This is a genomic window from Solwaraspora sp. WMMA2080 (genome assembly GCF_027497395.1).
Taxonomy (GTDB): Bacteria; Actinomycetota; Actinomycetes; order Mycobacteriales; family Micromonosporaceae; genus Micromonospora_E.
The window spans coordinates 3463982-3487511 of sequence record NZ_CP114910.1 but is presented as its reverse complement, the minus strand read 5'-3'; the positions used below and the strand labels follow the sequence as shown (position 1 = coordinate 3487511).

At 69.0% G+C, this 23530-nt stretch carries 18 protein-coding genes and 1 pseudogene; 8 read left to right on the top strand and 11 right to left on the bottom strand.

Annotated elements, in window-relative coordinates:
- Positions 1 to 74: 74 nt before the first annotated feature.
- The gene (locus tag O7543_RS15830; protein WP_281553117.1) at positions 75 to 1043 is read left to right on the top strand and encodes a trypsin-like serine protease; all 969 of its coding nucleotides are present in this window, start codon (positions 75 to 77) and stop codon (positions 1041 to 1043) included.
- On the opposite strand, the gene O7543_RS15825 is transcribed toward O7543_RS15830, so the two are convergent.
- Positions 967 to 1464: a VOC family protein gene (locus O7543_RS15825; protein WP_281553118.1), complete on the bottom strand. Its 498-nt coding sequence runs from the start codon at positions 1462 to 1464 to the stop codon at positions 967 to 969. The two genes, O7543_RS15830 and O7543_RS15825, sit on opposite strands and share 77 nt — an antisense overlap.
- 128 nt (positions 1465 to 1592) lie before the next feature.
- Between O7543_RS15825 and O7543_RS15820 the strand changes: the two genes are divergently transcribed.
- Positions 1593 to 2342, top strand: a complete 750-nt coding sequence (locus tag O7543_RS15820) for a helix-turn-helix transcriptional regulator (protein ID WP_281555412.1) — start codon at positions 1593 to 1595, stop codon at positions 2340 to 2342.
- On the opposite strand, the gene O7543_RS15815 is transcribed toward O7543_RS15820, so the two are convergent.
- A complete protein-coding gene (locus O7543_RS15815) occupies positions 2305 to 2961 on the bottom strand; it encodes a TetR/AcrR family transcriptional regulator (protein WP_281553119.1) in 657 nt (218 codons plus the stop codon). The genes O7543_RS15820 and O7543_RS15815 overlap by 38 nt on opposite strands.
- 124 nt (positions 2962 to 3085) lie before the next feature.
- Between O7543_RS15815 and O7543_RS15810 the strand changes: the two genes are divergently transcribed.
- The 3 genes and pseudogenes from O7543_RS15810 to O7543_RS15800 all read left to right on the top strand — a co-directional run bounded on the left by O7543_RS15810 (position 3086) and on the right by O7543_RS15800 (position 4911).
- On the top strand, positions 3086 to 4105 hold the full coding sequence (locus O7543_RS15810; protein WP_281553120.1) for an aldo/keto reductase: 1020 nt from the start codon (positions 3086 to 3088) through the stop codon (positions 4103 to 4105).
- Positions 4050 to 4409 (top strand): annotated as a pseudogene (locus O7543_RS15805) (LLM class flavin-dependent oxidoreductase); the annotation flags it as partial. The gene O7543_RS15810 and the pseudogene O7543_RS15805, both read left to right, overlap by 56 nt.
- 43 nt (positions 4410 to 4452) lie before the next feature.
- Positions 4453 to 4911, top strand: coding sequence for an LLM class flavin-dependent oxidoreductase (locus tag O7543_RS15800; protein WP_281553121.1), 459 nt, complete (start codon positions 4453 to 4455; stop codon positions 4909 to 4911).
- A gap of 613 nt (positions 4912 to 5524) precedes the next feature.
- Here O7543_RS15800 and O7543_RS15795 read toward each other — a convergent pair.
- From O7543_RS15795 to O7543_RS15780, 4 genes are all read right to left on the bottom strand, one after another.
- Positions 5525 to 6607, bottom strand: a complete 1083-nt coding sequence (locus O7543_RS15795) for a tartrate dehydrogenase (RefSeq protein ID WP_281553122.1) — start codon at positions 6605 to 6607, stop codon at positions 5525 to 5527.
- A gap of 117 nt (positions 6608 to 6724) precedes the next feature.
- Entirely contained in the window at positions 6725 to 8125 is a 1401-nt protein-coding gene (locus tag O7543_RS15790; RefSeq protein WP_281567128.1) for a hypothetical protein, read from the bottom strand.
- A gap of 191 nt (positions 8126 to 8316) precedes the next feature.
- Positions 8317 to 9450 carry a glycerate kinase gene (locus O7543_RS15785; protein WP_281567127.1) on the bottom strand — a complete coding sequence of 378 codons (1134 nt, stop codon included), beginning with the start codon at positions 9448 to 9450 and terminating at the stop codon, positions 8317 to 8319.
- A 236-nt stretch (positions 9451 to 9686) separates the two neighbouring features.
- Complete coding sequence (locus O7543_RS15780) at positions 9687 to 10592, bottom strand: LysR family transcriptional regulator (protein ID WP_281553125.1); 906 nt, start codon at positions 10590 to 10592, stop codon at positions 9687 to 9689.
- Between the two features lie 721 nt (positions 10593 to 11313).
- On the opposite strand from O7543_RS15780, the gene O7543_RS15775 reads away from it, so the two are divergent.
- The 3 genes from O7543_RS15775 (at position 11314) to O7543_RS15765 (ending at position 14151) form a co-directional block, all read left to right on the top strand.
- The gene (locus O7543_RS15775; RefSeq protein ID WP_281553126.1) at positions 11314 to 12165 is read left to right on the top strand and encodes an ABC transporter ATP-binding protein; all 852 of its coding nucleotides are present in this window, start codon (positions 11314 to 11316) and stop codon (positions 12163 to 12165) included.
- Positions 12143 to 13027 (top strand): ABC transporter permease, encoded by an 885-nt coding sequence (locus O7543_RS15770; RefSeq protein ID WP_281553127.1) that lies wholly within the window; start codon positions 12143 to 12145, stop codon positions 13025 to 13027. Before O7543_RS15775 ends, O7543_RS15770 begins: the two co-directional genes overlap by 23 nt.
- A 215-nt stretch (positions 13028 to 13242) precedes the next feature.
- Entirely contained in the window at positions 13243 to 14151 is a 909-nt protein-coding gene (locus O7543_RS15765) for an ABC transporter substrate-binding protein (protein ID WP_281567126.1), read from the top strand.
- 178 nt (positions 14152 to 14329) lie between these two features.
- Here O7543_RS15765 and O7543_RS15760 read toward each other — a convergent pair whose 3' ends face one another.
- From O7543_RS15760 to O7543_RS15740, 5 genes are all read right to left on the bottom strand, one after another.
- Positions 14330 to 15208, bottom strand: a complete 879-nt coding sequence (locus O7543_RS15760; RefSeq protein WP_281567125.1) for a sulfotransferase domain-containing protein — start codon at positions 15206 to 15208, stop codon at positions 14330 to 14332.
- Positions 15209 to 15408: 200 nt separating this feature from the next.
- Entirely contained in the window at positions 15409 to 15942 is a 534-nt protein-coding gene (locus tag O7543_RS15755; RefSeq protein ID WP_281553131.1) for a hypothetical protein, read from the bottom strand.
- A gap of 94 nt (positions 15943 to 16036) precedes the next feature.
- The gene (locus tag O7543_RS15750; protein ID WP_348650013.1) at positions 16037 to 21838 is read right to left on the bottom strand and encodes a ThuA domain-containing protein; all 5802 of its coding nucleotides are present in this window, start codon (positions 21836 to 21838) and stop codon (positions 16037 to 16039) included.
- A gap of 250 nt (positions 21839 to 22088) precedes the next feature.
- Positions 22089 to 22751, bottom strand: coding sequence for a hypothetical protein (locus O7543_RS15745; RefSeq protein ID WP_281553133.1), 663 nt, complete (start codon positions 22749 to 22751; stop codon positions 22089 to 22091).
- A complete protein-coding gene (locus O7543_RS15740) occupies positions 22748 to 23344 on the bottom strand; it encodes a CDP-alcohol phosphatidyltransferase family protein (RefSeq protein ID WP_281553134.1) in 597 nt (198 codons plus the stop codon). Before O7543_RS15740 ends, O7543_RS15745 begins: the two co-directional genes overlap by 4 nt.
- Between the last annotated feature and the right edge of the window lie 186 nt (positions 23345 to 23530).

Genomic DNA, 23530 nt, shown 5'->3' with positions numbered 1-23530 from the left:
GGATAAGGGCGTCGCTGACGCTCTCCTGACCACCGGGCCGCAAGCATGATCCCATCCCATGACGCTTCTCATTGGTGCCGGTGATAATTTTGCGTAGATATGTGCTGAGTTCTCTTCTGATTCTCCTGGTGGCCACAGCTGTTGTTCCCATCGGGGCCCGTAGCGCGGCGGCGATCGCGTACGGCGCGGACGCACCCGACGGGGCCTACCGGTTCTCGGTCCTGCTCACCATGACCGAGCTGCCCACCGCCGACGGTGGCACCCGGGACAGCTCGTGCTCCGGGGCACTGATCGCACCGCGTTGGGTGATCACCGCCGGGCACTGCTTCCGAGGTGACGACGGTCGCTGGGTGAGTCGCACCGTGGCCGGTCGTACCACCGCGACGGTCGGGCGCACCGAACTGAACGGTGAGGGCGGACAGGAAGTCGAGGTCATCGCGGTACACCAGGCCGAGACGAGCGACGTGGCCCTCGCCGAGCTCGGCACCGCCGTCACCGGCATCACGCCACTGACGATCGCCACCACGCCGCCGGCGGTGGGCGAGACGCTCCGTCTTACCGGATACGGACTGGTCGGCGACGGCGATGCGATCGTCCCCGCTACGCGGCTGCAGACCGGCCAGTTCATCGTCGAGGCGGTCGGCGAGACCCTGATCGAGACTTCCGGTCGGGAACCCCGTCCGGACACCAGCCCGTGCGCGCACGACTCCGGCGGTCCATACTTCCGCGAACGAGCCGATGGAACGGCCGAACTGGTGGCTGTCGTCAGCTCGGGACCGGGCTGTCCGCACTCCGGAGCGGACTTCAGCGCCCGCGCCGACAATCTCGCCGCATGGGTCGCCGACACGATGGCCGGAACATCGGACCGGGACCGGATCGTCCTCGGCGCCGCAGCTCTCCTCGTGGCCTGTTTTGCATTGGCGGCCATCACTGCACTGAGATTGAGGCGCGTCGGCCGACCGTTCCTCAGCCCTGCTGAGCGGCCCACTCGGCGACCCGGCGGGCGCTCTCGGACTCGGACAGGTCCTCGACCCGGGTCATGATCGACCAGCGCACCCCGTACGGGTCGCGGATGCTGGCGAACCGGTCACCGGAGACGAAGGTCGCCGCCGGCTCGCGTACCGTCGCGCCGGCCGCGACCGCGCGGGCCAGCGTCGCGTCGACGTCCGGGCAGTACAGGCCGATCGAGTAGCAGTCCTCGTCGCCGGCGGGCGGGGCGACCAGGCCGTACGCCGGGGACGGCTCGCCGAGCTGCAGCTGGCCGTTGCCGAAGTCGAGCACCGCGTGCACCACGGCGCCGCCCATCTCGGTCACGTCCACCACCCGGGCGCCGAACACGTCCCGGTAGAAGGCGATCGCGCCGCGCGCGTCCGGAATGGCCAGGAACGGGGTGAGGCTGGTGACGCCGTGCGGCGTACCGTTGCTGGTGTGCCGGCCGTCGGCGGCCGCGAGAGTGTCGGACATGGTCCCGACCCTAGGCAGCGGCCGGGCGGGTGGCTTGCAGATTCGCGACAGCCGGCCGGCCGGTGTCGCAGGCCCGTAGCCTGGCTGCCGTGGACCCGGCGCAGCGCGGCATTCTGTACCCGGCCCGGCTGCCGACCTTCGCCCGGCTGCCACCGCCGGAGCCGGTCGCGTCACTGGTCCGCTGGTTCTGGATCCCCGAGTGGCGGATCGCGCCGGGCCGTACCTCCCGGCAGCAGATCCTCTCGTTTCCCGCCTGCAACCTGGTAGTCGGCCCGGACGGGGTGGAGCTGGCCGGTCCGACGACCCGGGTCTCGTCCCGGGACCTGACCGGCACCGGCTGGGCGGTCGGGGCACTGCTGCGCCCGGCGGCGGTGCCGCACTTCACCTCGGACCCTGCCGCGCTGCGGGACGCCTCCCGGCTGCTGGACCTGCCCGACCTGCAGTTGCCGGTGGTCGGGGCGATGACTGGTGCCGTTGACGCGCCGCAGCGGCACGCTGGTGCGGTGGCGGCGTTCGTCGACTGGTTGAGCGCCACGGTCGGGCCGCCTGGCCCGGAGGCGCTGCTGGCCAACACCCTGGCGGAGCTCGTCGACACCGACCACTCGGTGCTGCGGGTCGAGGACGTCGCCGCCCGGCTGCACGTGTCGACCCGCACGGTGCAGCGGTTGGCCCGCCGCCACGTCGGCCTGCCGCCGTTGACGATGATCCGCCGACGCCGGCTGCAGGAAGCGGCGCACCTGCTGCGGACCGAACCGGGCACCGACCTCGCCGGTCTGGCTGCCCAACTGGGCTACGCCGACCAGGCCCACCTGGCCAACGAGTTCCGTACGGTGCTCGACTTCACGCCGAGTGCGTACCGGGGCGAAGGCCGGCGATGAGCAGGTTGACCAGGCGGCGGGCGTCGTAGCGGGGGTCGGTGTCGGCGCCGACGCAGAGATTGCCGACCCCGCGCATCAGTTGGTAGGCGTCGATGTCGGGACGGATCTCGCCGGCCGTGACGGCGGCGTCGAGCAGCTCGGTGCACACCGGGACCAGCCGGCCGAGGAAGTACTCGTGCAGCGTCTGGAAGGCGGCGGCGTCGGACTGCAACGCCCCGGCGAGACCGTGCTTGGTGATCAGGAAGTCGACGAAGAGGTCGACCCAACGGGCCAGGGCGGCGTGCGCGGTGGCGCTCTCCGCCAGCAGGGTCGGGCCGGCGTCGGCGCAGGCTTCGACCTGGTGTCGGAAGACCGCGACGATCAGATCGGACCGGGTGGGGAAGTGGCGGTAGATCGTGCCGACACCGACGCCGGCCCGGGTGGCGATGTCGCGTACCGGGACGTCGACGCCGGATGCGATGAACGCCGCCGCCGCCGCGTCCAGCAGGGCCTGCTCGTTGCGCCGGGCGTCGGCCCGCTGCCGGCGCGGCCGGTCCGGCTCGGCTTTCGGTCGCTCCGGTCCGGCTGTTGACCCCTCCGGTCCCTCCGACCTGCTGCTGTCGCCGTCGGTGTCGACCATGCGCGGTCCCTCCATTGCCCACTTGTCAACCGGAACGTCGTTCCGTATCGTCTTGGCGGAACGCTGCTCCGCTTCGCTGTCAGCGTGCCAGATCAGGCGACCCCGATCAAGGAGAAACAACGCCATGCAGTACCGCACCCTCGGCCGCACCGGCGTGCAGGCCAGCACCCTCGCCCTCGGCGCGATGAACTTCGGCGCGATCGGCGACACCAGCCAGGACGAGGCCACCGCCATCGTCGACGCCGCGCTCGACGCCGGGATCAACCTCATCGACACGGCCGACTGGTACAGCCATGGCCAGTCGGAGGAGATTCTCGGCAAGGCCATCGCCGGCCGCCGCGACGACATCGTGCTCGCCACCAAGGCCAACATGCCGATGAGCGACGAACGCAACCACCAGGGCAGCTCCCGCCGCTGGCTGGTCACCGCCCTGGACGACAGCCTGCGCCGGCTCGGCGTCGACCACGTCGACCTCTACCAGATCCACCGCTGGGACCCGGCGACCAGCGATGAGGAGACCCTGTCCGCGCTGACCGATCTGCAACGGGCCGGCAAGATCCGCTACTTCGGCTCGTCGACCTTCCCCGCCTACCGGATCGTCCAGGCCCAGTGGGCCGCCCGGGAACACCGGACCAGCCGGTACGTGACCGAGCAGCCCGGGTACTCGATCCTGCAACGCGGCATCGAGGCCCACGTCCTGCCGGTGACCCAGGAGTACGGCATGGGGGTGCTCGCCTGGAGCCCGCTCGCCTCCGGCTGGCTGTCCGGCGCGATCCGCGCCGACCGGGAGATCAGCACCAGCCGGTCCGGCAAGATGCCGCAGCGGTACGACCTGGACATCCCCACCAATCGGGCCAAGCTCGACGCGGTCGAGAAACTGGCCGCCGTCGCTGACGCCGCCGGCCTGACGATGATCCAACTCGCGCTCGGCTTCGTCACCGCACACCCTGGGGTGACCAGCGCGATCATCGGCCCGCGCACGATCGACCACCTGCATTCGCAGTTGGCTGCCGCAGACACCGTGCTGACCGCCGACGTGCTCGACGCCGTCGACGCGATCGTCGCCCCCGGTGTCGACCTGGCTCCGCATGAGAAGCACGACGCCCCGCCCGCTCTGCTCGACCCGGCGCTCCGCCGCCGCTGACCGCGTACTGGATGGACTGATGCCACCGACACCCCGGCTCAGCTTCGGGATCATGACCGCCCCATCCCAGGTCGACTACCACGACGTGTCGCGCGTCTGGCGCGACGCGGACACGATCCCGGCCATCGAACACGCCTGGCTCTACGACCACCTCATGCCGATCTTCGGCGACCCGAGCGGGCCGACGTACGAAGGCTGGACCCTGCTCGCCGCGCTTGCCGCGCAGACCCGGCGGCTGCGTCTAGGCCTGTTGGTGACCAGCAACCGCTTCCGGCCACCGGCGATGCTGGCCAAGATGGCCGCGACCGTCGACATCGTCTCCGGCGGCCGGCTCGACTTCGGCATCGGTGCCGGCTCGCGGCCCGGTCACCCGCCGGCTGTGGACCGAGGCCGAACCGTTCGACTTCCACGGCACCCACCACCGCCTGGCCGGGGCGTACGGCAGCCCGAAGCCGGTGCAGCGCCCGTACCCGCCGATCCTGATCGGCGGACGGTCGGCGGCCCTGCTGCGGGTGGTCGCCGCGCACGCCGACCTGTGGAACATCCCCGGCGGTGACATCGCCGACGCGGCCAGCCGTAGCGCGCTGCTGGACCGCTACTGCGCCGAGATCGGCCGCGACCCGGCGACCATCACCCGCTCCATCCACCTGCCGGTCTCCTACGACCAGCCCGGCGCCACCCGGGCCGCCGTCAGCGCGGCGGTCGACGCCGGCTTCGGGCACATAGTCCTCGGCCTCTCGACGCCCTACCCACCCGACGTGGCCCGCTGGGTCGCCGACGAGTTCATCATCAGTACGCCGTCCTGAGGCTCCAGCCGGTGGCTCGGGCGCGGCGATCACCGAGGCTGTCACCGCTCGGCGGAAGTCGTCAGGGTTCTCGACCAACGGCAGGTGGCCGGACCCGGCGAGGCTCACGCGCTGACTGTCGGGCAGCGCCTCATGCAGTGAGTCGACGGCCCAGCGGGGGCGAATGTCCTCGGAGCCGTCGATGATCAGCACTGGCAGGTCGAGCGCACGGCGGGTTCGGGTGGCGGTTCGGGGAGACCTACCGGTGGCGACACCGACAGGGTGCCCCGGACCGACCTCACGACGGCCGCGATCTGGTGGTTGTGGACCGCTGGTTCCCGTCGACCCGACTGTGTTCCGCCTGCGGCGCCCTGGCCGTCCGGATGCCGTTGGCCGTCCGGTCGTGGACCTGCCGGTGCGGGCAGGCCCACGACCGGGACGTCGACGCGGCCCGCAACATCCTCGCGGAGGGGCTCTCCGTGACTGCCTGTGGAGGCGGTGTGAGACCTCACCGGGAGTCCTCCTCTCGGACGGGGCGGTCGTCGGTGAAGCAGGAACCCCCTGGGGCGACCCAGGGAATCCCTGTTCCTTCAGGGCGGGGAGGAAGTCAAGCCGGACCTGGGTGGCCCAGTGGTCAATCCGGTAGGTTCTTGATGATGGCTTCGGTGACAGCCTTGGTGCTGGCGCTGCCGCCGATATCCCGCGTCAGCAGCCCTTGTGCCGTGGTTGCCTCGATCGCGGCGTTTATCTTCCTGGCCTCGTCGGGCAGGCCGAGATGGGTCAGCATCATCGCTGCGCTGCCAATGGCGCCGATGGGATTGCAGATTCCCATCCCGGCGATGTCGGGCGCGGACCCGTGAACCGGCTCGAACATGCTCGGGTACCGCCGTTCCGGATTCAGATTCGCACTCGGGGCGAGGCCGAGGCTACCCGCGAGAGCGCTGCCGAGGTCGGAAAGGATGTCCGCGTTGAGATTGGATGCGACGACGACCGAGAGATCCTCCGGGTGTAGGACGAACTTGGCCGCCATCGCGTCCACAAGGACGCTTTCCGTTTCGACGTCCGGATAGTCTGCGGCGACCCGCCGGAACGTGTCGTCCCAGAGGACCATACCGTACTGCTGGGCGTTACTCTTGGTGACGCTGGCCACCTTCTTGCGGGTCCTGGTCAGAGCGAGGTCGAACGCGAACCGCATGATTCGTTCGCAGCCGACCTCGGTGAACAGGGCGGACTGGACGGCAACCTCTCCGCCCGCACCGCGGGCGGAGAGGTTGCGTCCGCCGAGGCCGGCGTATTCGCCTTCGGTGTTCTCGCGGACGACGACCCAGTCGAGCTCTACGGTGTCAGCCTTCCGTAGTGGGCTGGTGACGCCTGGCAGGAAAGTCACCGGCCGGACGTTCGCCCAATGGTCGAATCCCTGACAGATGCGCAGGCGAAGACCCCACAGGCTGATGTGGTCAGGCACCGTGGGCCACCCAACGGCACCGAAATAGATGGCGTCGAAGTCGCGCAACGTGTCCAGACCGTCCTCAGGCATCATGATCCCGTGCTCGGCATAGTAGTCCGAACCCCACGGGAACTCCGCCCACTGGAATCCGAAACGACCACCGGAGCGCCCTTCCAGTGCGTCAAGTACGTCCCGTCCAGCGGCGACTACCTCCCGACCGACGCCATCGGCGGGAATGACGGCGATACGGAAGTGGTGCTGATTGCTCATGGCAACTCCGGCCTCGTGGTAGATGGTAGGCACAAATCAGTGAACCCGGACGCTCGATAGGCGTCCAACACCGCTATCCGATCGGATGCATTGGTCCAGCCTATGATTCCTGCTGCACTACGCCTCGCAGCTGTGGGTGTGCTCGGCCGTCATGCGCTGCGTACCGGCGAAGGCCTTGACGGTGCGGGGCCGCCCCAACTTGATCCGGTCGAGGGCCTTGATCCTGTCCTTCTTGCTCCGATCGCGCCACGTGTCGTCGTCGGTGTCGAAGGAGAGCGGCTGCAGGTAGTCCACAGGGTCGATGACCCACCGCACGTGCGGCCGGTCGGCATCCGGCACACCCATGAGGTTCATCTGCTCGAGGTAGCCGGCGTACACCGCCAGGGAGCAGCCCTCCCGAGTCCGGGTGCCCGACGTCAGATGGTTCGGCACGTAGATGCGGGGACGGATGATCGACTGGTAGTGAATGAGGTCGCGCAGACCGTTGTTGGTGTAGTTGGCGGTCGATGCCGTTGCCAGATGCAGGTCGGTCTGGGGCAGCGACGCGAGGCGGCCCCGGATGCGCTCGCCATCCTCGGGGGTGCCGGGCCAGCCGTTGCCGATGCCCTCCTTCAGCGCGCCTGCGGTGTTCTGCCACCCGAAGCTGAAGTTGCTGCCGTGCCGCAAGGTGATGTGGAAGTAGATACTCACGGTGCCGCCGGAGCCGCCGCCGGTGCGCAGGTTCATCTGCCCGGGCTGCGGGTTGGACCCCGGGGTCAGCGAAGTCCCCGACGGGAAGAGGGCCGAGTCGCGCGGGTCGACGAGAATCTCGGTACGCGGCGGCGGGTACTCCGGGTCCTGCGGCACCGCGACCGAGTGCAGGTGCCGGAAGGCCACCACCTGAGCGAAGGGTTCGAGCACGTCGAGCCGGACCATCTCGGTACCGGGAACGGAGTCGGCGCTGGTGACCGGCACGGTCCGCAGGACGGCGTCAGAGGGGATCCGGGTCTGCGGATCGGTGTTGACCAGCGGGTCAGCCTTCAGCCGAGCGAAGTCGGCGGCCAGCACGGCGCAGGTCTCCTCCGAGGCGTAGATGGTTGCACCGGTCATGGCCGCGATGTAGGCCGCGTTGTCGGCATGGTCGCCGTGCCCGTGGCCGAGCAGAACAGCGTCAGGCCGGGCATCGACGAGGTCGGCGATCACCAGCGGAGTACGGCCACGCTCCACCTCCAGCCGGCTGATGAACGTGTCGAGGTACAGCAGGCGGCCGCCGACCGCGACGGCGAACGACGAGTTGGACAGCCACGATGCGACCACGCGCTCCTCGGGCAGGGCACCGGTCTGAGGGTTGACGTTCTCCGGGCCGAAGAGCCGCAGCCGGGCAGCGATGCCGGCGTCCGAGAGGCGCCTACCGCCGCCCTTGGAGGGGCTCCAGCCGGTGCCGAGCTTGGTCGCCAGTGCCGGTCCAGTGACGATTGCCGAGCCGACGGCGGCGCCCGACAGCGCGGTGGCCGAGGCGAGGAACAACCTTCGTTTCATCGGATTCCTCTCATTGCCTGGTGCGGGCATGGAGTAGGGACGGGGTGCGGGGACGGGGTGCGGGTCGGAGCTGAGATCGACTCACTCAACCAATGTGATCGTCGCCACGTCCAAGACCGGTGTCCTCTCGACGCGATAGCGCGGCCCTATGGGTCGTCGCGACGTGCGTCGAGCCGGCACCGGCTTCAGCGTCAACCGGTGAGATGGTCCAGGGCTATCCGTCGTCCGATATCGGTGAGCAGCTCAGCGGCATTCGACTGGCATCGGTCGAGGTCGGGGTCGATACTGGTGAGCGGGTAGGCACCGGCAAAGCCGGCGGCAGCGAGGTCGGCCGCATCGAGCGTCGACTGGCCGGCCACCGCGACGACCGGCACACCTGCGGCGTGCGCCGCTGCCGCAACCCCCACCGGAGTCTTTCCGGCCAGGCTCTGCTGATCGAGGCGCCCCTCTCCGGTGACCACCAGACGGGCGCTGGTCAGGGCCGTGGCGAAGTCGGTCAGGTCCAGGAAGACCTCGATACCCCGGCGAATGGTCGCACCGAGTGCCAGGGCGGCGAATCCGACGCCGCCGGCGGCCCCAGCCCCGGGCGCTGCGGCCAGCCCCGCACCGGCTGCCTGTCCGACTGCTGTGGCGAACCGGCTCAGAGCCTGCTCAAGCAGGTTGACCTGCGCGGGGTCGGCACCCTTCTGCGGTCCGTACGTGGCGGCCGCGCCTCGGCTACCAAGCAGGGGATTGTCAACGTCGGCGGCCACCGTCACCGAGACGCCACGCAACAGGTCGTGCACGGGATTCAGGTCGACGGAGGCTACCTCGGCGAGCCGGCGACCGCCGCGCGGAATGTTCTGCTGATCGCGGTCGAGCACCCGGGCGCCCAGCGCCTGCAGCAGGCCGGCTCCACCATCGGTGCTGGCGCTGCCACCCAGGCCGATGACGAGGTGACGGCAGCCGCTGCGGACCGCTGCGACGATGACCTGCCCGAGTCCGTACGACGAGGCGTCCAAGGGGGCGGGAACGCCGTCGGGTAGCTGGCTGAGCCCGCACGCGTCGGCGAGCTCGACGACCGCCACCTCGCCGCGGACCGCGTAACTCGTTCGTACGGTCTGGCCGGTCGGCCCGTCGACCTCCACCGGAACCAGGTCGAAGCCGACATCTGACAGGAGCGCGACGGTGCCGTCGCCGCCATCGGCCATCGGACGGCACTCGACCTGGACGCCGGGTCGGACGGCCCGTAGCCCGGCACGCAGCGCCAGAGCGACGTTCGTCGCGTCGAGTGACCCCTTGAACTTGTCCGGTGCCACGAGACACGTCGTCCTGGTGGTGGGCATGTCGGCCTCCCGCTGCTGGTGGACAGGGCTGCCGGGTGGACCGGAAGCCTCACCAACCTTGGGCGGGCCCGGGTGCGGCGTCCAACACGCACGATCTACCCCTCTCATAGGTGCGGCCTATGAGATCGGCTGGATGATCCGGCACCTGGCGTGCGGGCATGGCGGCCGGGTCGGGCACCGCGCTGTTCAGCGCGTCGGTGCGGGCGTCGACGGGCCGCACACGTCGGCCTGGTCGGTCAGGCCGCCGGCTGGTCGAGCCGCTCGTCGCGGTACCTCCGGGCGATGTCGATGAATGCCCGCGCGGCGGGCGTCAGCTGGGTGCGGCGACTGACCAGGACGATCCGCAGGTACGCCGTGGGGCGGATCGGCAGCACGTCCGCCCCGGCCCTGATCGCGAGATCCTTCCACGCGGCGGGCAGGATCGCATCGGCCACCCCGGCGAGGACGAGGGGAAGGATGGACGTCCGGTGGGCGACCTCGGCGACGAGCCGGGCCTGACTTCCCTGCGCCAGGATGTGATCGACGAGCTGTCGCATGAGGGAACCGGGCTGGGAGGCGATGAGCCGGTGTCCGTCGAAATCGTCGGCGGTGACGTGGTCGCGGCCATGGAAAGGGCCACCGGGAGCGGTGAACAGCATCAGTGGCTGGTTCTCCAGGGGCACGACGTCGAGCTCGGCGACCCGGACGATGTCGGGCGCGCCGAGCAGGCCGATCTCGACGGCACCGGTACGCACCGCGTCGATCACCTCGTCCGGTACGAAGGCGGCGTTGACGCTGACAGTGACGTCGGGATGAGCGGCGGCGAACCGCTGCATGATCGGTGCCAGGGGCTCGATGCCGGCGGACGGCATCGAGGTGACCTCAACCCGGCCTCGGGCCACCCCCTTGATGGCGTCGATGGTGGCCTGTGCGGTCGCCAGGTCGCGGATGACCTGCCGGGCCGGACCGATCAGCTGCTTGCCGGCGTCACTGAGCACCACGCCGCGTCCGACCCGGTGGAACAGCGCGACGCCCAGCTCGCGCTCCAGTCCGGCGATGGCCTGTGACAGTGACGGTTGCGCGATGTAGAGCTTCTCGGCTGCCTTGCCGAAGCCTTCAGCGTCGACGACTGCGAGGAAGTATCGGAGCTGGCGGGCGTCCATCGCGCGTCAGCACCGGCTGCCGGTACGGGTCTGGGGCAGCTGAGGGTGCCTCCCGGTCGGTGCCGCCCTTCTCCGGCTGCGATCTGTCATGCGCGCGCACCCTTCGCTGATTCTCATGATCAGATCGGCCTGACCTGGCGATATGCAACCAGGTGGCGGCCGATAGGTCCAGACCCCGTTCGGGATTCGTTAGATAGGCGCTGGCTACGAGTGGGAAGTGTCGACCGAGGGTAGCGGGCGACGGCCGATCGAACGCCGCAGCCACGTCCGCGCCGCCACGAGCCGTACGGTTTCGGCGGGAACCGGCAGGTGGCCGCGCCGAAACTGCCGTTCCGTCAATGGCTGCGGCCCACCTGCGCTTCTGTCTGCTATAGACGCTTTGGGCGTTTGATCCGCAGTTTCGCGCGCGCGATCGCTGAGGGCTCCTCGATAGGTCGTGCCTATGAATGAGATCGATGCAGCGTCTTGGACGTCACTATGTCGGCCGAGTTAACTGTTGTGCTGCAGGACACAGTCAGCTCTGGAGGAATCACGTGCCTAGATCCCCACCACCGGCCGACCAGGAGAAACAGGGCGGTGCGTCCGCGCCCGTCCGAGAACTGGATCGCCGCCGACCCCCGACTGGCGTGTCAGCGCGCCGACGAACGGTCCCGACCGTTCCCACCACCACGGCCACCAACCAGAGCCAGTCGCCTAGCCGACGAGTCCAAGGGAGTCCTGTATGGTCCATCCGTCCCCGCTGCGCGCCGACCCGGAACGAGCCGTCCCGCAGCCCGACGAACGGCCCGACACGCTGCTCAGCGTGTCCCACGCCTCGATCGGCTACTGGGTCAACGGCACGTTCGCCCGAGCTGTGGCAGACGTGAGCTTCGACGTCACCGCTGGCGAGACGATCATGTTGATCGGCCCGTCCGGATGCGGAAAGTCGACCCTTCTCAAGACCATCGCGGGGTTCCTCGAACTCGCTGACGGCACGATCACCGTGGCCGGTCGACGCACACTCGCCCCCGGGCCGGACCGGGCGGTCGTCTTCCAGGAGTTCGACCAGCTGTTCCCCTGGCGTGACGTACTCGACAACGTCGCATACCCGTTGCGTCGCAACGGTCGTAAGAGGTCCGACGCGGACCAGCAGGCGCGCCGCTACCTCGAGATGATGGGGCTGAGTCGAGCCCTCGACCGCCACCCCCACCAGCTCTCGGGCGGGATGAAGCAGCGGGTGGCGATCGCGCGCGCCTTCGCGCTGGAGCCGGTCATGCTGCTGATGGACGAGCCGTTCGGGGCTCTGGACGCGCTCACCCGGGCCCGCCTGCAGGCCGAGCTCAACGCCATCGCGAAACGAACCGGGGTCACCATCCTGTTCGTCACCCACAGCATCGAGGAGGCAATTGTCCTCGGTGACCGGGTCGTCGTTCTGACCGACCCGCCTTCGGTGGTCCGTGAGACCGTCCAGATCACCGACGAAGCCAAGGTGGTGGGTTCAGAGGAGTACCGCAGCGTACGGACACATCTGGGCAGCCTGCTGCACCGGGACGGGAAGGGGGCTGACGAGGATGTCGCTGAGTTCACCGACTGAACAATCGACCATCACCCGTACCGAGGGGGACGTCCCGGCCCCGCCGTCGGCCGACGCCGCCCCGCCGCGCAGTGTCAGGGACTGGCGGTGGGGGGCGATGCCGGTGTGGCTGCGCCGGGTTCTCGTCGTCGTCCTGCTGCTGACCGGGTGGCAGCTCTACGTCACGATATCGGGCGTCAACCCCCTGCTGTTCTCCTCACCCGCAGACGTGGGTCGGGCCCTGGTCGCGGGTTTCCAGAACGGTGAACTGCTGCGATCGACCGGCACCACCATGCGGGTCCTGTTGCTCGGCATGCTGTTCGGCAGCCTCATCGCCGTCGTGCTGACCACACTCGCGGTGTGGACGCGCTTCGGTGAGGACGTACTCGTCGTCTTCTCCTCGATGCTGAACCCACTGCCGTCGATCGCCGTGCTGCCGCTGGCGATCCTGTGGTTCGGGCTCAGTGAGACGGCTCTGGTGTTCGTGGTCGCCAACGCGGTGATCTGGCCGATTGCAATCAATGTCAACACCGGCTTCCGGACGGCGAACCGGACGATTATAGCGGTCGGCCGCAACATCGGGCTCAAGCGCTGGCGCATGATCTCCGAGGTGCTCTTCCCGGCCGCCCTGCCACACACGATCTCGGGAGTCAAGACTGCCTGGGCCTTCGGCTGGCGCACCATCGTCGCCTCCGAACTCGTGTTCGGCGTCGCAGGAGGTGGGGGTGGCCTCGGCTACTTCATCAACAACAGCCGCTACTACCTTGACATCCCCGACGTCTTCGCCGGCCTGGTGACGATCGCGGTCATCGGTCTACTGATCGACATGGTCTTCATCCTGATCGAGCGGCGCACTGTCGTTCGATGGGGAATGAAGACATAGCCGGACCGCCGACCTGTCGGAATCCGGTTTCCGCCACCACCGTAGGTGGAACGCACCGTCCGCCCGACCCTCCGTCCGATATCAGCAGACAAGGTGGGGATCACCCTATGATTTCAGCTAGTTCTCGAGCCGCTCGGCGATCCCGATATGTTGCCGCGACCGCTCTGGCCGCACTTTTGTCGACCTCGGCCGCATGCGGCTCCAACGAGGCCGACGTGCAGGCCAGCGACGGTATGCCGGCCAAGGTGACGATTGCGTACCAGCCGGGCCTGTCATACGCTCCGCTCATTCTACTCAAGCAGAACGGCACCCTGGAGAAGGAGTTTCCCAACACGACCTTCGAGTGGACGGAGCTATCGTCGAGCGCGGCAGTGCAGGACGGCATGATTTCAGGCGACATCCAGGTCGGCGCCGGAAGCGCGGCACAGATGATTCTGGCCCGGGACAAGGGGGTCGACTGGCGGTACCTGGCCTCGCTCAACGACGCGGAACTTTGGCTGATGGCCAAGGACGAACGGCTCACGTCGCTCAGTGATTTCACGTCCTCCGACAAGATCGCGATGCCCTCGCTGACGTCGATTCAGGCGTTGGTCCTTCGAAAGGGAGCCCAGGACCAGCTCGGCGACGCCGAAGCGCTCGACACGAACATCGTGCCCATGTCCCATCCGGATGGCTTGCAGAACCTGGTGAGCGGACAGATTGCCGCGCACCTGACCTCACCGCCGTTCCAGTTCGACGAGCAGGATCAGGGCATGCGTGTCGTGCTGAAGAGCAGCGACCTCTTCGGGCCGATCATGTTCAACGGTGTATTCATGATGAACGAGTACTACGAGCAGAACACCGAGTTCTCGACCCGGCTCTACTCGATCCTGGAAGAGCAGATCGCCGCGCTCGCGGACGACCCGGCGGCGGCGGCGGCTGAGCTCTCGGCGAACTCCGGTGGCAAGACCACACCTGAGAGCTTCGAGAAGTACCTCACCAACCCGGCGATCACCTACACCACCGAGCCGCACGGTCTTCAGGACATCGCCGGTTTCATGGAAGAGATCGGAATGATCTCGGAGACACCGGACAGCTGGAAGGACCTCACCTTCCCCACCGTCCACGAGAGCGCCGGCAGCTGACGCCACAACCCACCCGCCATACGGGTCAGACGAGCCGTCGGCGACCGCCGACGGCTCGTCTGACGCACTGGCCACCCAGAGGACCGATACGACTGACCCGGCCTGATCCGGCTGCGGAATCAGCTCGGCCTGTCCGGTGATCGGGCCGCGCGCCCGACCAACTCGACCGCGCACCCGATCAGACGGTGATCGGGCCGCGGTGCAGCCAGTCGACCAGCTCGGGTACGGCGAGTTTGGCGACCTGCTCCTCGTAGCGCCGCAGGTCGCCGTCGTCGAGCAGGTCACGCCACTGGCCGGTGGCGCCCCGGTTGAAGAACTGCTTCGGGTCCCGCCACATCGCCAGGACGGGGGCGAATTCCTTGGCGCGGTTGCGCATGGAATCGAAGGTGGCCGCCTGCACCAGCTCCGGCCAGCGCTGTTCGGGCACCTCGATGTCGAGCTGTTCGGCGATCGCCCGCATCTGGCCCTCAAGGTCGGACTTCAGCTCGTCGTAGTGCAGGAGCAGGACGTTTGACCGGTCACGCTCCGCCCAGAAACCTGACATGTGGTGCAGCATCGACGGCAGGCCGATCTGCACGTCGGGGTGTTCCATCCAGGCCCAGAACCGGTCGTACTCGGATTCCAGCTGCGGTGGCGCGTCGTCGGTGAGCTCGCCGGTCAGATCGTCGTTGCCGACCGCCGCGTCGCGTAGCTTCAGGACCACGTCGTAGTCGGTGTTCTGGAAGTGTGCGTCCCAGGACAAAGCGACGTCGCGCGGGTCTCGGCCGACCGCGATGTAGGTGACCCCGTCGTGGATCGGCAGGCCGTCGAACGGGGTGTGGGTCTTGATGATGCGTCGGTGCTGCTGCGCCTCGTAGAACGCGAACACGTCGGCCTGGCTGCGCGTCTTCATGTCGGGCCAGAGGGTGATGTCGTCCAGCGGGCGGGGTAGCTCCGGCGTCTGGAAGATCAGCAGAGCGCAGATCGTCTGGGTCCATGTCGTGCCGCATTTAGCGGGTGTCGAGATCACGATGTCGCCGTCGCGGAAGGGAAATCCCCCCCAACGGGCGCTGTCCATGATCGCATTGTGGTACCGAACCGTGGGTTGGCGCACCGGCCCTCCAGTCTGAATTGGTCGAGTCGTCCAAATCAGACCGTAGACTCCACAGTGTAGCTTTGTCCAGAGTTGATCTAATAACCCGGCACCTGACCAGACAGCGACGGGGCCAGCCGACCTCGGCTGGCCCCGTTGCTGTCCGTGCCCTGGCCCCGTCGTGATCAGGGCTGTCTGGACCGTGGCCGGCGCGCGGCCACCGCCAAGGCGGCCAACGCCAGCGCGGCGAGGCCGATCGGCCATGCCCAACGCCACCAACCGGCTCCGGCCGTACCGCCAGATTCGTCCTCGGCCGCTGCGGCGGCCAGATCGGCGACCGGCGGCGCCTGACCCTCCACCGCCTGTACATCGACCGTCGCCGTGCTGTCGTACGGCGCCGGAGCGCTCACCGTTACCTGCCAGTCACCCGGGCTGAGCACCGGGCCACTGGCATAGAATCCCTGCCCTTCACCGGCCGGTTCGAGCTGCAACGGGCCGACCGACCGCCCCCCGTCAGCGGTGGCGGTCAGCACCAGCCGGACCGGAAGGTCGAGCCGGTGCCCATCGTCATGGAAGGCCTGCACGGTCACCCCGGTGGCACCGTCGCCGGCCACCTCCAGATCGAGTTTGCCGTTGTGCGCCTGCGCGGGACCGGCCGCCGGCAGCACCGCCAGCAACAGGCCGAACAGAACGGCGGCCGATCCACGCGTACGACGCATGGTGTCTTCCTTCCTGTCTCGTCGACGGGTCGGTGACCTGTCGATAGGACGGTGGCCCCGCCCGGCACCGAGGACCGGGCGGGGCCACCGCGGATCAGAGTTGCTGGTCGGGGTCGATCCGGGTGGGGTCCTCCGCCAGCCGACCGGCACCGGTGACCGGCTTTCCGCCGTTCGCCTTCACCCCGGCCGCGCTCGCCGTGCCACCGAGCCGTTCGATCATGGCGTCGGCGTCACGGATCAGGGTGTCCCGCACGTCGGCGTCGGTGACCAGATCCGGGTCGGCGGCGAGGGCCTTGAACGCGGTCAGCTGCTGGATCGCCCGCTTGTCCTTGCCGGCCGCCTCCGACAGCCGGACCGCGTCCAGCTTGTTGGACAGCTTGCGGTCCGCCTTCTTGGACAACCGTCCGGTCGACTTGAACCTGTCGATCAGGTTCTGCATGTCCCGGAACGAGGTGGTGACGAAGAACCGAACCGTCGAGGTGGTGTCGTTGCCCGCCTTGTCGGTCGCGGTCACGGTTAGCTCGTGCAGGCCGAGCGGCAGGTCGTACATCACCTGGAGGGTGTCGTTCGCGTACGGCTGCCCGTCCAGCGTGCCGACGACGGTGTCGATGCCGGAGGTCGGGTCGACCGCCTGCCACGACACCCGTACGTCCTGGCTGTCGCCGTACAGCTGGCCGTCGGCCAGCCCGGAGATCAGCAGGGTCGGCTTGCTGCCGTCGATCTTCACCACGGCCGACTTCAGCGCCTCGACGTTGCCGGCGAGGTCGGTGGCCCGGTAGAGCAGCTCGTGGTCACCGTCGCCGGTCACCTCGACCGGCTCGTCGTACGGCGTCCAGTCACCGCCGTCGAGCGACCACTCCAGCAGCTCGACCCCGGAACCGTCGTCGGTCGAGGAGAGCACCACCGGGATGGTGCCGTCGTGCCAGCCGTTGTCGTTCGCCGGGGCGAACTCCGCCGAGCTGACCGGCGCCGTGGCGTCGATCTGGAAGGTGACGGACCGGGTCTGCTCCACGTTGCCGGCGGCGTCGGTGGACCGGAACCGCAGATCGTGGCTGCCGTCCCCACTCACCGCTACCGGCTCGGTGTACGCCGTCCACCCGGTCTCGTCGTCGAGCGAGTACTCGGTACCCGCCACCCCGCTGCCACCGTCTTCGTCGGTGGCGGTCAGGGTGACCGCGACCGGTCCGGGGTACCAGCCCTCGACCGGTCCAGCCGGCTCGCCGGTCCCGCTGACCTCGGCCTCGGTCACCGGCGCCGTGGTGTCCTCCTCCGAAACCTCCGTGGTCAACCGGAAGTAGTCGAACGACACGGTCTTCGACTCCGTCTGGTTGGCGCCGAGGCTGAACAGCCCGACCTTCGGGTTAGCCCCGACAGCCGCGTTGGTGAGCGACTCGAACTGCGTCCAGTCGGTGCCGTCGGCCGAGTACGCGGCGGTGTAGGTGTCACCGACGCGGGCCAGCCGCAGGTGCCACACCGCCGAGGTCAGCTCGCTGACCTGCGGCTGCGGGTTCTGCACCGCCGCACCGATCTCGCTGCGGTACTCGATGCGCCGACTGACCGGGCTGCCGACGGTGTTGTCGGCGATGAAGTCCAACTTGAGATAGTTGTCGTCATCGGCGTACACCAGCAGCCCGGCCTGCTGGTACTGCTCGTCCAGCAGGCTGCCGTCGACCTTCGTCTGCACGGTCCAGTCGCCGTCCGGCGCGGTCTGCAGGATGAAGTTCGTCGGCCCGGAGTTGCCCGCACCGTAGATGTCACCGTTCGACACGTCGATGTGCAGCGACCCGTCGGCGACCCGGTAGGCCGCCGCGTCCTCCCGGACGATGGCGTCCCAGCGGCACGCGTCCAGCGCGCTCCCGTCGAACTCGTCGGACGGCTCGACCGGACCGGCCGGCTCATCCGGCGTCACCTGGAACCAGTCGAAGGCGGCGTCGACCACCGGAGCCTCGGTCCCACCGTTGAGCGCGAACACGCCGATCTGCGGGTTCCCGATGCCAGTCAGTGCCGCCGACCGGCCGACCGGGGCGAAGGTCTGTCCGTCGGCCGACATGGCCGCCGTCAGGTTCGTCCCGTCGCTGGTCACCCGCAGGTAGATGGTGTCACCTGCGGGCGCGTCGGTGGCGTCGGCACCCTCGTTGCGCGGGGTGCCGCCGGTCTCCCGGATGAACTCCACCCGGCGGCTGCCGCTGTACAGCAGGTCCAGCTTGGCGTAGTTGTCGTCGTCGCCGTAGACCAGCAGACCAGCCTGCTGGTAATTAGCGGTAACCGGCAACGTCACCTTGGTGGTGGCCTGCCAGGCGCCGTCCGGCGCGGGCTGCAGGACCAGGTTGGTGGCGTCGTTGCGGCCGCCGTAGAGGTCACCGACGCCGGTCGGCAGCAGGAGCGTGCCGTCGGCCACCGAGTACACCTGGCTCTCCCGGACCACCGTCCACCGGTCGCGGTCCAGCCCGTCGCCGAGGAACTCGTCCGACCGTGCTCCGAAGCAGGACGTGTTCGGTGCCTCGACCCGCACCGACACGTACGCCGATGCCGTCGCGCCCCGGGCGTCGGTCACCACCAGGGTGGCGACGAAGGTGCCCGGTGCGGTGTACGTGTGGCTGGCGTCCAGGGTGTCGGCGGTGCCGCCGTCACCGAAGTCCCAGGCGTACGTCAACGGGGTGTCGCCCTCGGCATCGGTGGCCGTGCCGTCGAACGCCACGGTGAGCGGCGCGGTGCCGGACGTCGGCGTCGCGGTGACGCTGACCTGCGGCGGCGCGTTCTCGGTGACGCCTCGGCCGAGGAAGTCCATCCAGTTGACGTTGAACAGCGAGTTCGCGCCACCGCCCGGGTCCCGGGCGACGAAGTACAGCACCGCCGCGTCGGCGCCGCCGGTGACCGGCGCGGTCACGTCGGTCCAGGTCTGCCAGCCGCCGGTACCCGCGACGTCAGCGGAGGCGACCACCGGACCGTCGACGGCGTCGGCGCGGACCTCGATCCGGCCGCCGGCCGTCGCCGATGCGACCCGGAACCCGATCGAGTCGACGTTGGTCAGGTTGGCCGGGTCGACCGACCACCAGTCGCCGTCCTCGATGAAGCCGATGTTCTCGCCGCCACCGGCCGGGTCGCCGGTGGTTTCGGTCCGGACGCCCGGGTCGCCGCCGCCGGTGGCGCCGTCCACCCGTCCGGTCGAGCTGAAGTACTCGGCCTGCTTGCGCTTGGGCTGCAGCAGTTCGATCGCCCGGCCGGTCAGTGGCGCGGCACCGCCGACCCCGCCGTCGTCGGTGTAGGTGGCCTCGAACACGCCGAAGACGTTCGCCTCGGCGCCGTGGCCGGCGGCGAGCTGGGTCTGCACCGTGCCGGAGCAGCCAGTGTGCTGCTCCAACGGGTGGGCGTGCTCGTCGTGGCCGAGCAGCACCTGCAGCTCCACCCGGTCACAGTCGATTTCGCCGTCCTCCGGGTCGGTCACGGTGATCGTGTACTCAACCTGGTCGCCCCAGTCGAAGAAGCCGCCGGCCGGCGGGAAGTCGATGGTCACCGTCGGTGCGGTGTTACCGACCGTCACCGGTACGTTGGCAACCGCCGTACGCTCGTTGGGGTTGGTCACGGTCAGCTGCGCGGTGTAGTTGCCGGCCTCGGTGTAGGTGTGGGTCGGGTTGGCCTCGGTGGAGGTCCCGCCGTCGCCGAAGGCCCAGGCGTAGGTCAGCGTGCCGCCGTCCGGGTCGCGCGAGCCCGCGCTGGAGAACTCCACGGTCAACGGTGCCTGGCCGGAGGTCGGGGTGGCGCTGGCCTGCGCGATCGGTGCCCGGCTACCGGCGACGTAGTCGATCCGGTAGACCCCCGAGTCGTCGTTGTTGCCGCCGAAGCCGCTGCCCCACTCGATCAGGTACAGGGCGCCGTCGGGGCCGAACTCGAAGTCCATCGGGCGGACGAAGCTCATCCCGGTCAGCAACTGGTTGATGTCCACCAGCTCGGTGCCGTCAGCGGACACCTGCATGGTGTACATCTTCGACTGGTTCCACTCGCCCAGCAGCGCCTTGCCGTCGTAGTACGCCGGCCACTTGCGGTCCGAGGCCAGCTCGGTGTCGTAGCGGTAGACCGGCCCGCCCATCGGCGCACCGCCGCCACCGATTTCGGGGTAGCGCGGGTCACCGCTGTAGCCGTAGTCCACGGTGGCGGGGATCGCCGGTGGCAACTCGGTAAGTCCGGTGTTGTTGGGGGAGTCGTTCACCGGCGCCGAGCAGTCGAACTTCGCGCCGCTGGGGCCGGACGGGAACTGGTAGTCGTTGTACGCCTCGTTCGTCCCGGTGCAGTACGGCCAGCCGTAGTTGCCGGGGGTGTCGACGATGTTCCACTCGACCAGGCCCCGGGGGCCCCGGTTGGGGTTGTCCGAGTTGGCGTCCGGGCCGTAGTCCGCCACGTAGAGCGTGTCGGTGGCCAGGTCCACGCCGATCCGGAACGGGTTGCGGAAGCCCATCGCGTAGATCTCCGGGCGGGTCTGCGCGGTGCCCGGTGCGAACAGGTTGCCCTCCGGGATGGTGTACGTCCCGTCGTCCTCCGGGTGGATCCGGATCACCTTGCCGCGCAGGTCGTTGGTGTTACCGGAGGTACGCTGCGCGTCGTAGTCCTGCCGCCCGGCCCGCTCGTCGATCGGGGTGTAGGCGCTCGACTCGAACGGGTTGGTGTTGTCCCCGGTCGCCAGGTAGAGGTTGCCCTGGCTGTCGAAGGTCATGGTGCCGCCGGCGTGGCAGCAGGTGTTGCGCTGGGTGTCGACCTGCAGTACGGCCTCCTCGCTGGCCGGGTCGATGCTGTCGCCGACCACGGTGAACCGGGACAGCAGGTTGCGGGCCACGCCGTCGTTGGGGGCGTAGTAGAGGTACACCCAGCCGTTGTCGGCGAAGTCCGGGTCGAGCCGGATGCCGATCAGGCCGTCCTCGTTGCCGGTGAACACGTCGAGGTCGATCGCGGTGACCGTGTTGCCGGTGTCCGGCTTGACGATCTGTACCCGGCCGTCACGCTCGATGTAGAAGACCCGTCCGTCCGGGGCGATGTCCAGCTCCATCGGGTTGCTGGTGTTGTTGTCCAGGGTGATCTTCTCGAAGCTCTCGGTCAGCGAGGCGCCGCAGTCGGAGTCGACGACCCCGGCGGCGGACTGGATGCCGCCGAGCAGGTGGTCGAGGAACTCCGGCTCGGCGAACGACTCGTTGGTGTGGCCGCCGCCGGTGTACCAGGCCCGGCCGCCGTCGTAGTCGCTGCACCAGGCGATCGGGTGGTCGGCACCCATCGCGCCGGCACCTGGGGTGTAGCTGGTCTCGTCCAGGCTGGCCAGTACGTGCACGTCGCCGCGCGGGTTGGTCTGGAAGTTGTACCACTCGTCGTAGCGGGTCCATTCGGCGGGCAGTCCGTCGGTGGACGGGTGGGCCGGGTCCTCGACCTTGACTACGGCGTTCTGGTTGGCCGGGTGGCCGGAGAAGTAGGCGCCGACCAGTTCGCCGTACCAGGGCCAGCTGTACTCGGTGTCGGAGGCGGCGTGGATCCCGACGTACCCGCCACCGGCCTGGATGTAGCGCTCGAAGGCGGCCTGCTGGGCGGTGTCGAGGACGTCGCCGGTGGTGGACAGCCAGATGACCGCCCGGTAGTTGGCCAGGTTGGCGTCGGTGAATTCGGCGCCGTCCTCGGTGGTGTCGACGGTGAAGCCGTTGTCGGCACCGAGCTGCTCGATCGCGGCGATGCCAGCCGGGATGGAGCCGTGCCGGAAGCCGGCGGTCTTGGAGAAGACGAGCACGGAGTACGGCTCGTCGGCGGCCGCCTCGAAATCGCCCGGGCTGGCCTGCACGGCGGGGCCCGGATCGACCGGGTTGCCCGGGTTGCCCGGTGCGGCCTGCGCGGCAGGGGCGCCGAGCAGGGCAGTAGACAACATGGAGAGCGAAAGTATCGCAGCGGTTAGCGGGCCACGTCGAAGGTGGCGTCGGCGGGTTCGGGACACGTGGTCTCCTAGTCCTGGTGAACACACTGTCGGGTGGGCCGACCCGCCGAGGGTCGTCCCGTCTGGCCCGGTGAACGCGCTGCCACGACGCGGTCACCGAGGTTTTGTTAAGCCGTTGGACAAAATTAGGGACTGCCGGCTTTGTTTCCGGCAAGGGCTATGCGTGTAACGGTTTGATAAACGCTCAGCCGCTGAACCAGCTGGGAACCATCGCAAGCGCGACGAATCGGATTGATCTGCCGATGAAGCAGACCACTGCGAACACGCTGGCCGGCATCCGGGTGCCACCGGCCACCACCGTCGTGACCAGCAGCGGAGGCACGCCGATCACGCTGCTCGCGAACAGGGTCGGTATGACGAACGCCGGCTCGTACAGTCGGCGGTGCTCCCTGGCCACCCAGCCCGCCCAGCCGGACAACCTGCTGCGCAGCCCCTGCGGCAGCCGGTCGCCGATCGCCGGACCGATCCGGCGCAACCATCCGGCCCGTGGCCTGCCGTCCGTCGGCGGCGTGTCCGTCGCCGTGTCGTCCGTCGGCGTCGGGTTTGTCGCCGTCGTGTCCGTCGGCGTCGTGCCGTCGGCCGCTACCGCGCTGGCCGTGGCCGCCGCCTTCGGCGCGGTCCGCTTGGCCAGCCACCGGCGCAGCCACGGCGACTGGATCACCCCCCGCGACGCCAGGAACATGGCGAGCTTGGCGACGGTCTGGCCGAGCGCTGCGGCGACACCCAGCGCCACCGGCGGGGAGGACGTGGTGGCGGTCAATGCGATGAGGTACGGCTCGATCGGAGTCACCGGCGACACCGCCGACAGGGCACCAACCGCGACGGTGGCCAGCAGAACCGCGATCACGAGGAGGCGGCGCGCAGACCCGGAAGGTCGACAGCGAGCGGGATCCGGGCCACCACGACGAGCGAAGCGAGCTTCACCGCGGCGATCGCCAAGGTGAACGCCACCGGAAGCACCGGCGACGGTGCCAGCACCACCAGCAGCACCAGGCCGCCGGTGTTCAACGCCTTCGCCACCGGCGACCAGTTGAACCGGTACACCTGGGTGTGCACAAGATGGAAGTAGTTCGGGCTCAGCAGTGGCCACCGCAGGAAACTCAGGCTCAGCACCAGATCCACCACGACGAACTGCACGACGAAGATGACCAGCGGAACGCCCATCGACGGCAGCAGCGGGATCAGCGCGGCGGCGACCGCCAGGCAGCAGACCCGGTCGCAGACGATGTCGTAGACGGCACCGAACCGGGTCTCCTGCCGCAGCAGCCGGGCGGCCAGACCGTCCGCCATGTCACCGATCCAGTAGCAGCCGATCGCGACGCCGGTGAGTACCGTGCTGTCGCCGACGACGGCCAGCACGGCCAAGCCGACGGCGACCACGGTCCGGACCGTGGTGATGAGATTCGGTACGTTGCGGACCGGCCCGGCAGGCCCGTCCACCCAACCGTGCGGCGCGGCTGTGGCGGCACCGGCGGACAGGTGCGTGTCGCAGGCTCCCGGAGACGTGATGGCCGGCCCCCGCCTTCCTTGTCGACACCGAGTGTGGACTGACAGACGGTAGCACGGCCGGCGGACCCCGCCGCGTGGCCGAATCGCCCCGCCACCACGCGTGGCCGAACTGCTTCT

Excerpts from the sequence above, each read along its gene's own strand:
- O7543_RS15780 (WP_281553125.1), bottom strand. The coding sequence starts at position 10,592 with ATGGACGCCCGCCAGCTCCGATACTTCCTCGCAGTCGTCGACGCTGAA.
- O7543_RS15770 (WP_281553127.1), top strand. The coding sequence starts at position 12,143 with ATGTCGCTGAGTTCACCGACTGAACAATCGACCATCACCCGTACCGAG.
- O7543_RS15810 (WP_281553120.1), top strand. The coding sequence starts at position 3,086 with ATGCAGTACCGCACCCTCGGCCGCACCGGCGTGCAGGCCAGCACCCTC.
- O7543_RS15795 (WP_281553122.1), bottom strand. The coding sequence starts at position 6,607 with ATGAGCAATCAGCACCACTTCCGTATCGCCGTCATTCCCGCCGATGGC.
- O7543_RS15755 (WP_281553131.1), bottom strand. The coding sequence starts at position 15,942 with ATGCGTCGTACGCGTGGATCGGCCGCCGTTCTGTTCGGCCTGTTGCTG.
- O7543_RS15815 (WP_281553119.1), bottom strand. The coding sequence starts at position 2,961 with ATGGTCGACACCGACGGCGACAGCAGCAGGTCGGAGGGACCGGAGGGG.
- O7543_RS15775 (WP_281553126.1), top strand. The coding sequence starts at position 11,314 with ATGGTCCATCCGTCCCCGCTGCGCGCCGACCCGGAACGAGCCGTCCCG.
- O7543_RS15785 (WP_281567127.1), bottom strand. The coding sequence starts at position 9,450 with ATGCCCACCACCAGGACGACGTGTCTCGTGGCACCGGACAAGTTCAAG.
- O7543_RS15790 (WP_281567128.1), bottom strand. The coding sequence starts at position 8,125 with ATGAAACGAAGGTTGTTCCTCGCCTCGGCCACCGCGCTGTCGGGCGCC.
- O7543_RS15750 (WP_348650013.1), bottom strand. The coding sequence starts at position 21,838 with ATGTTGTCTACTGCCCTGCTCGGCGCCCCTGCCGCGCAGGCCGCACCG.
- O7543_RS15760 (WP_281567125.1), bottom strand. The coding sequence starts at position 15,208 with ATGGACAGCGCCCGTTGGGGGGGATTTCCCTTCCGCGACGGCGACATC.
- O7543_RS15825 (WP_281553118.1), bottom strand. The coding sequence starts at position 1,464 with ATGTCCGACACTCTCGCGGCCGCCGACGGCCGGCACACCAGCAACGGT.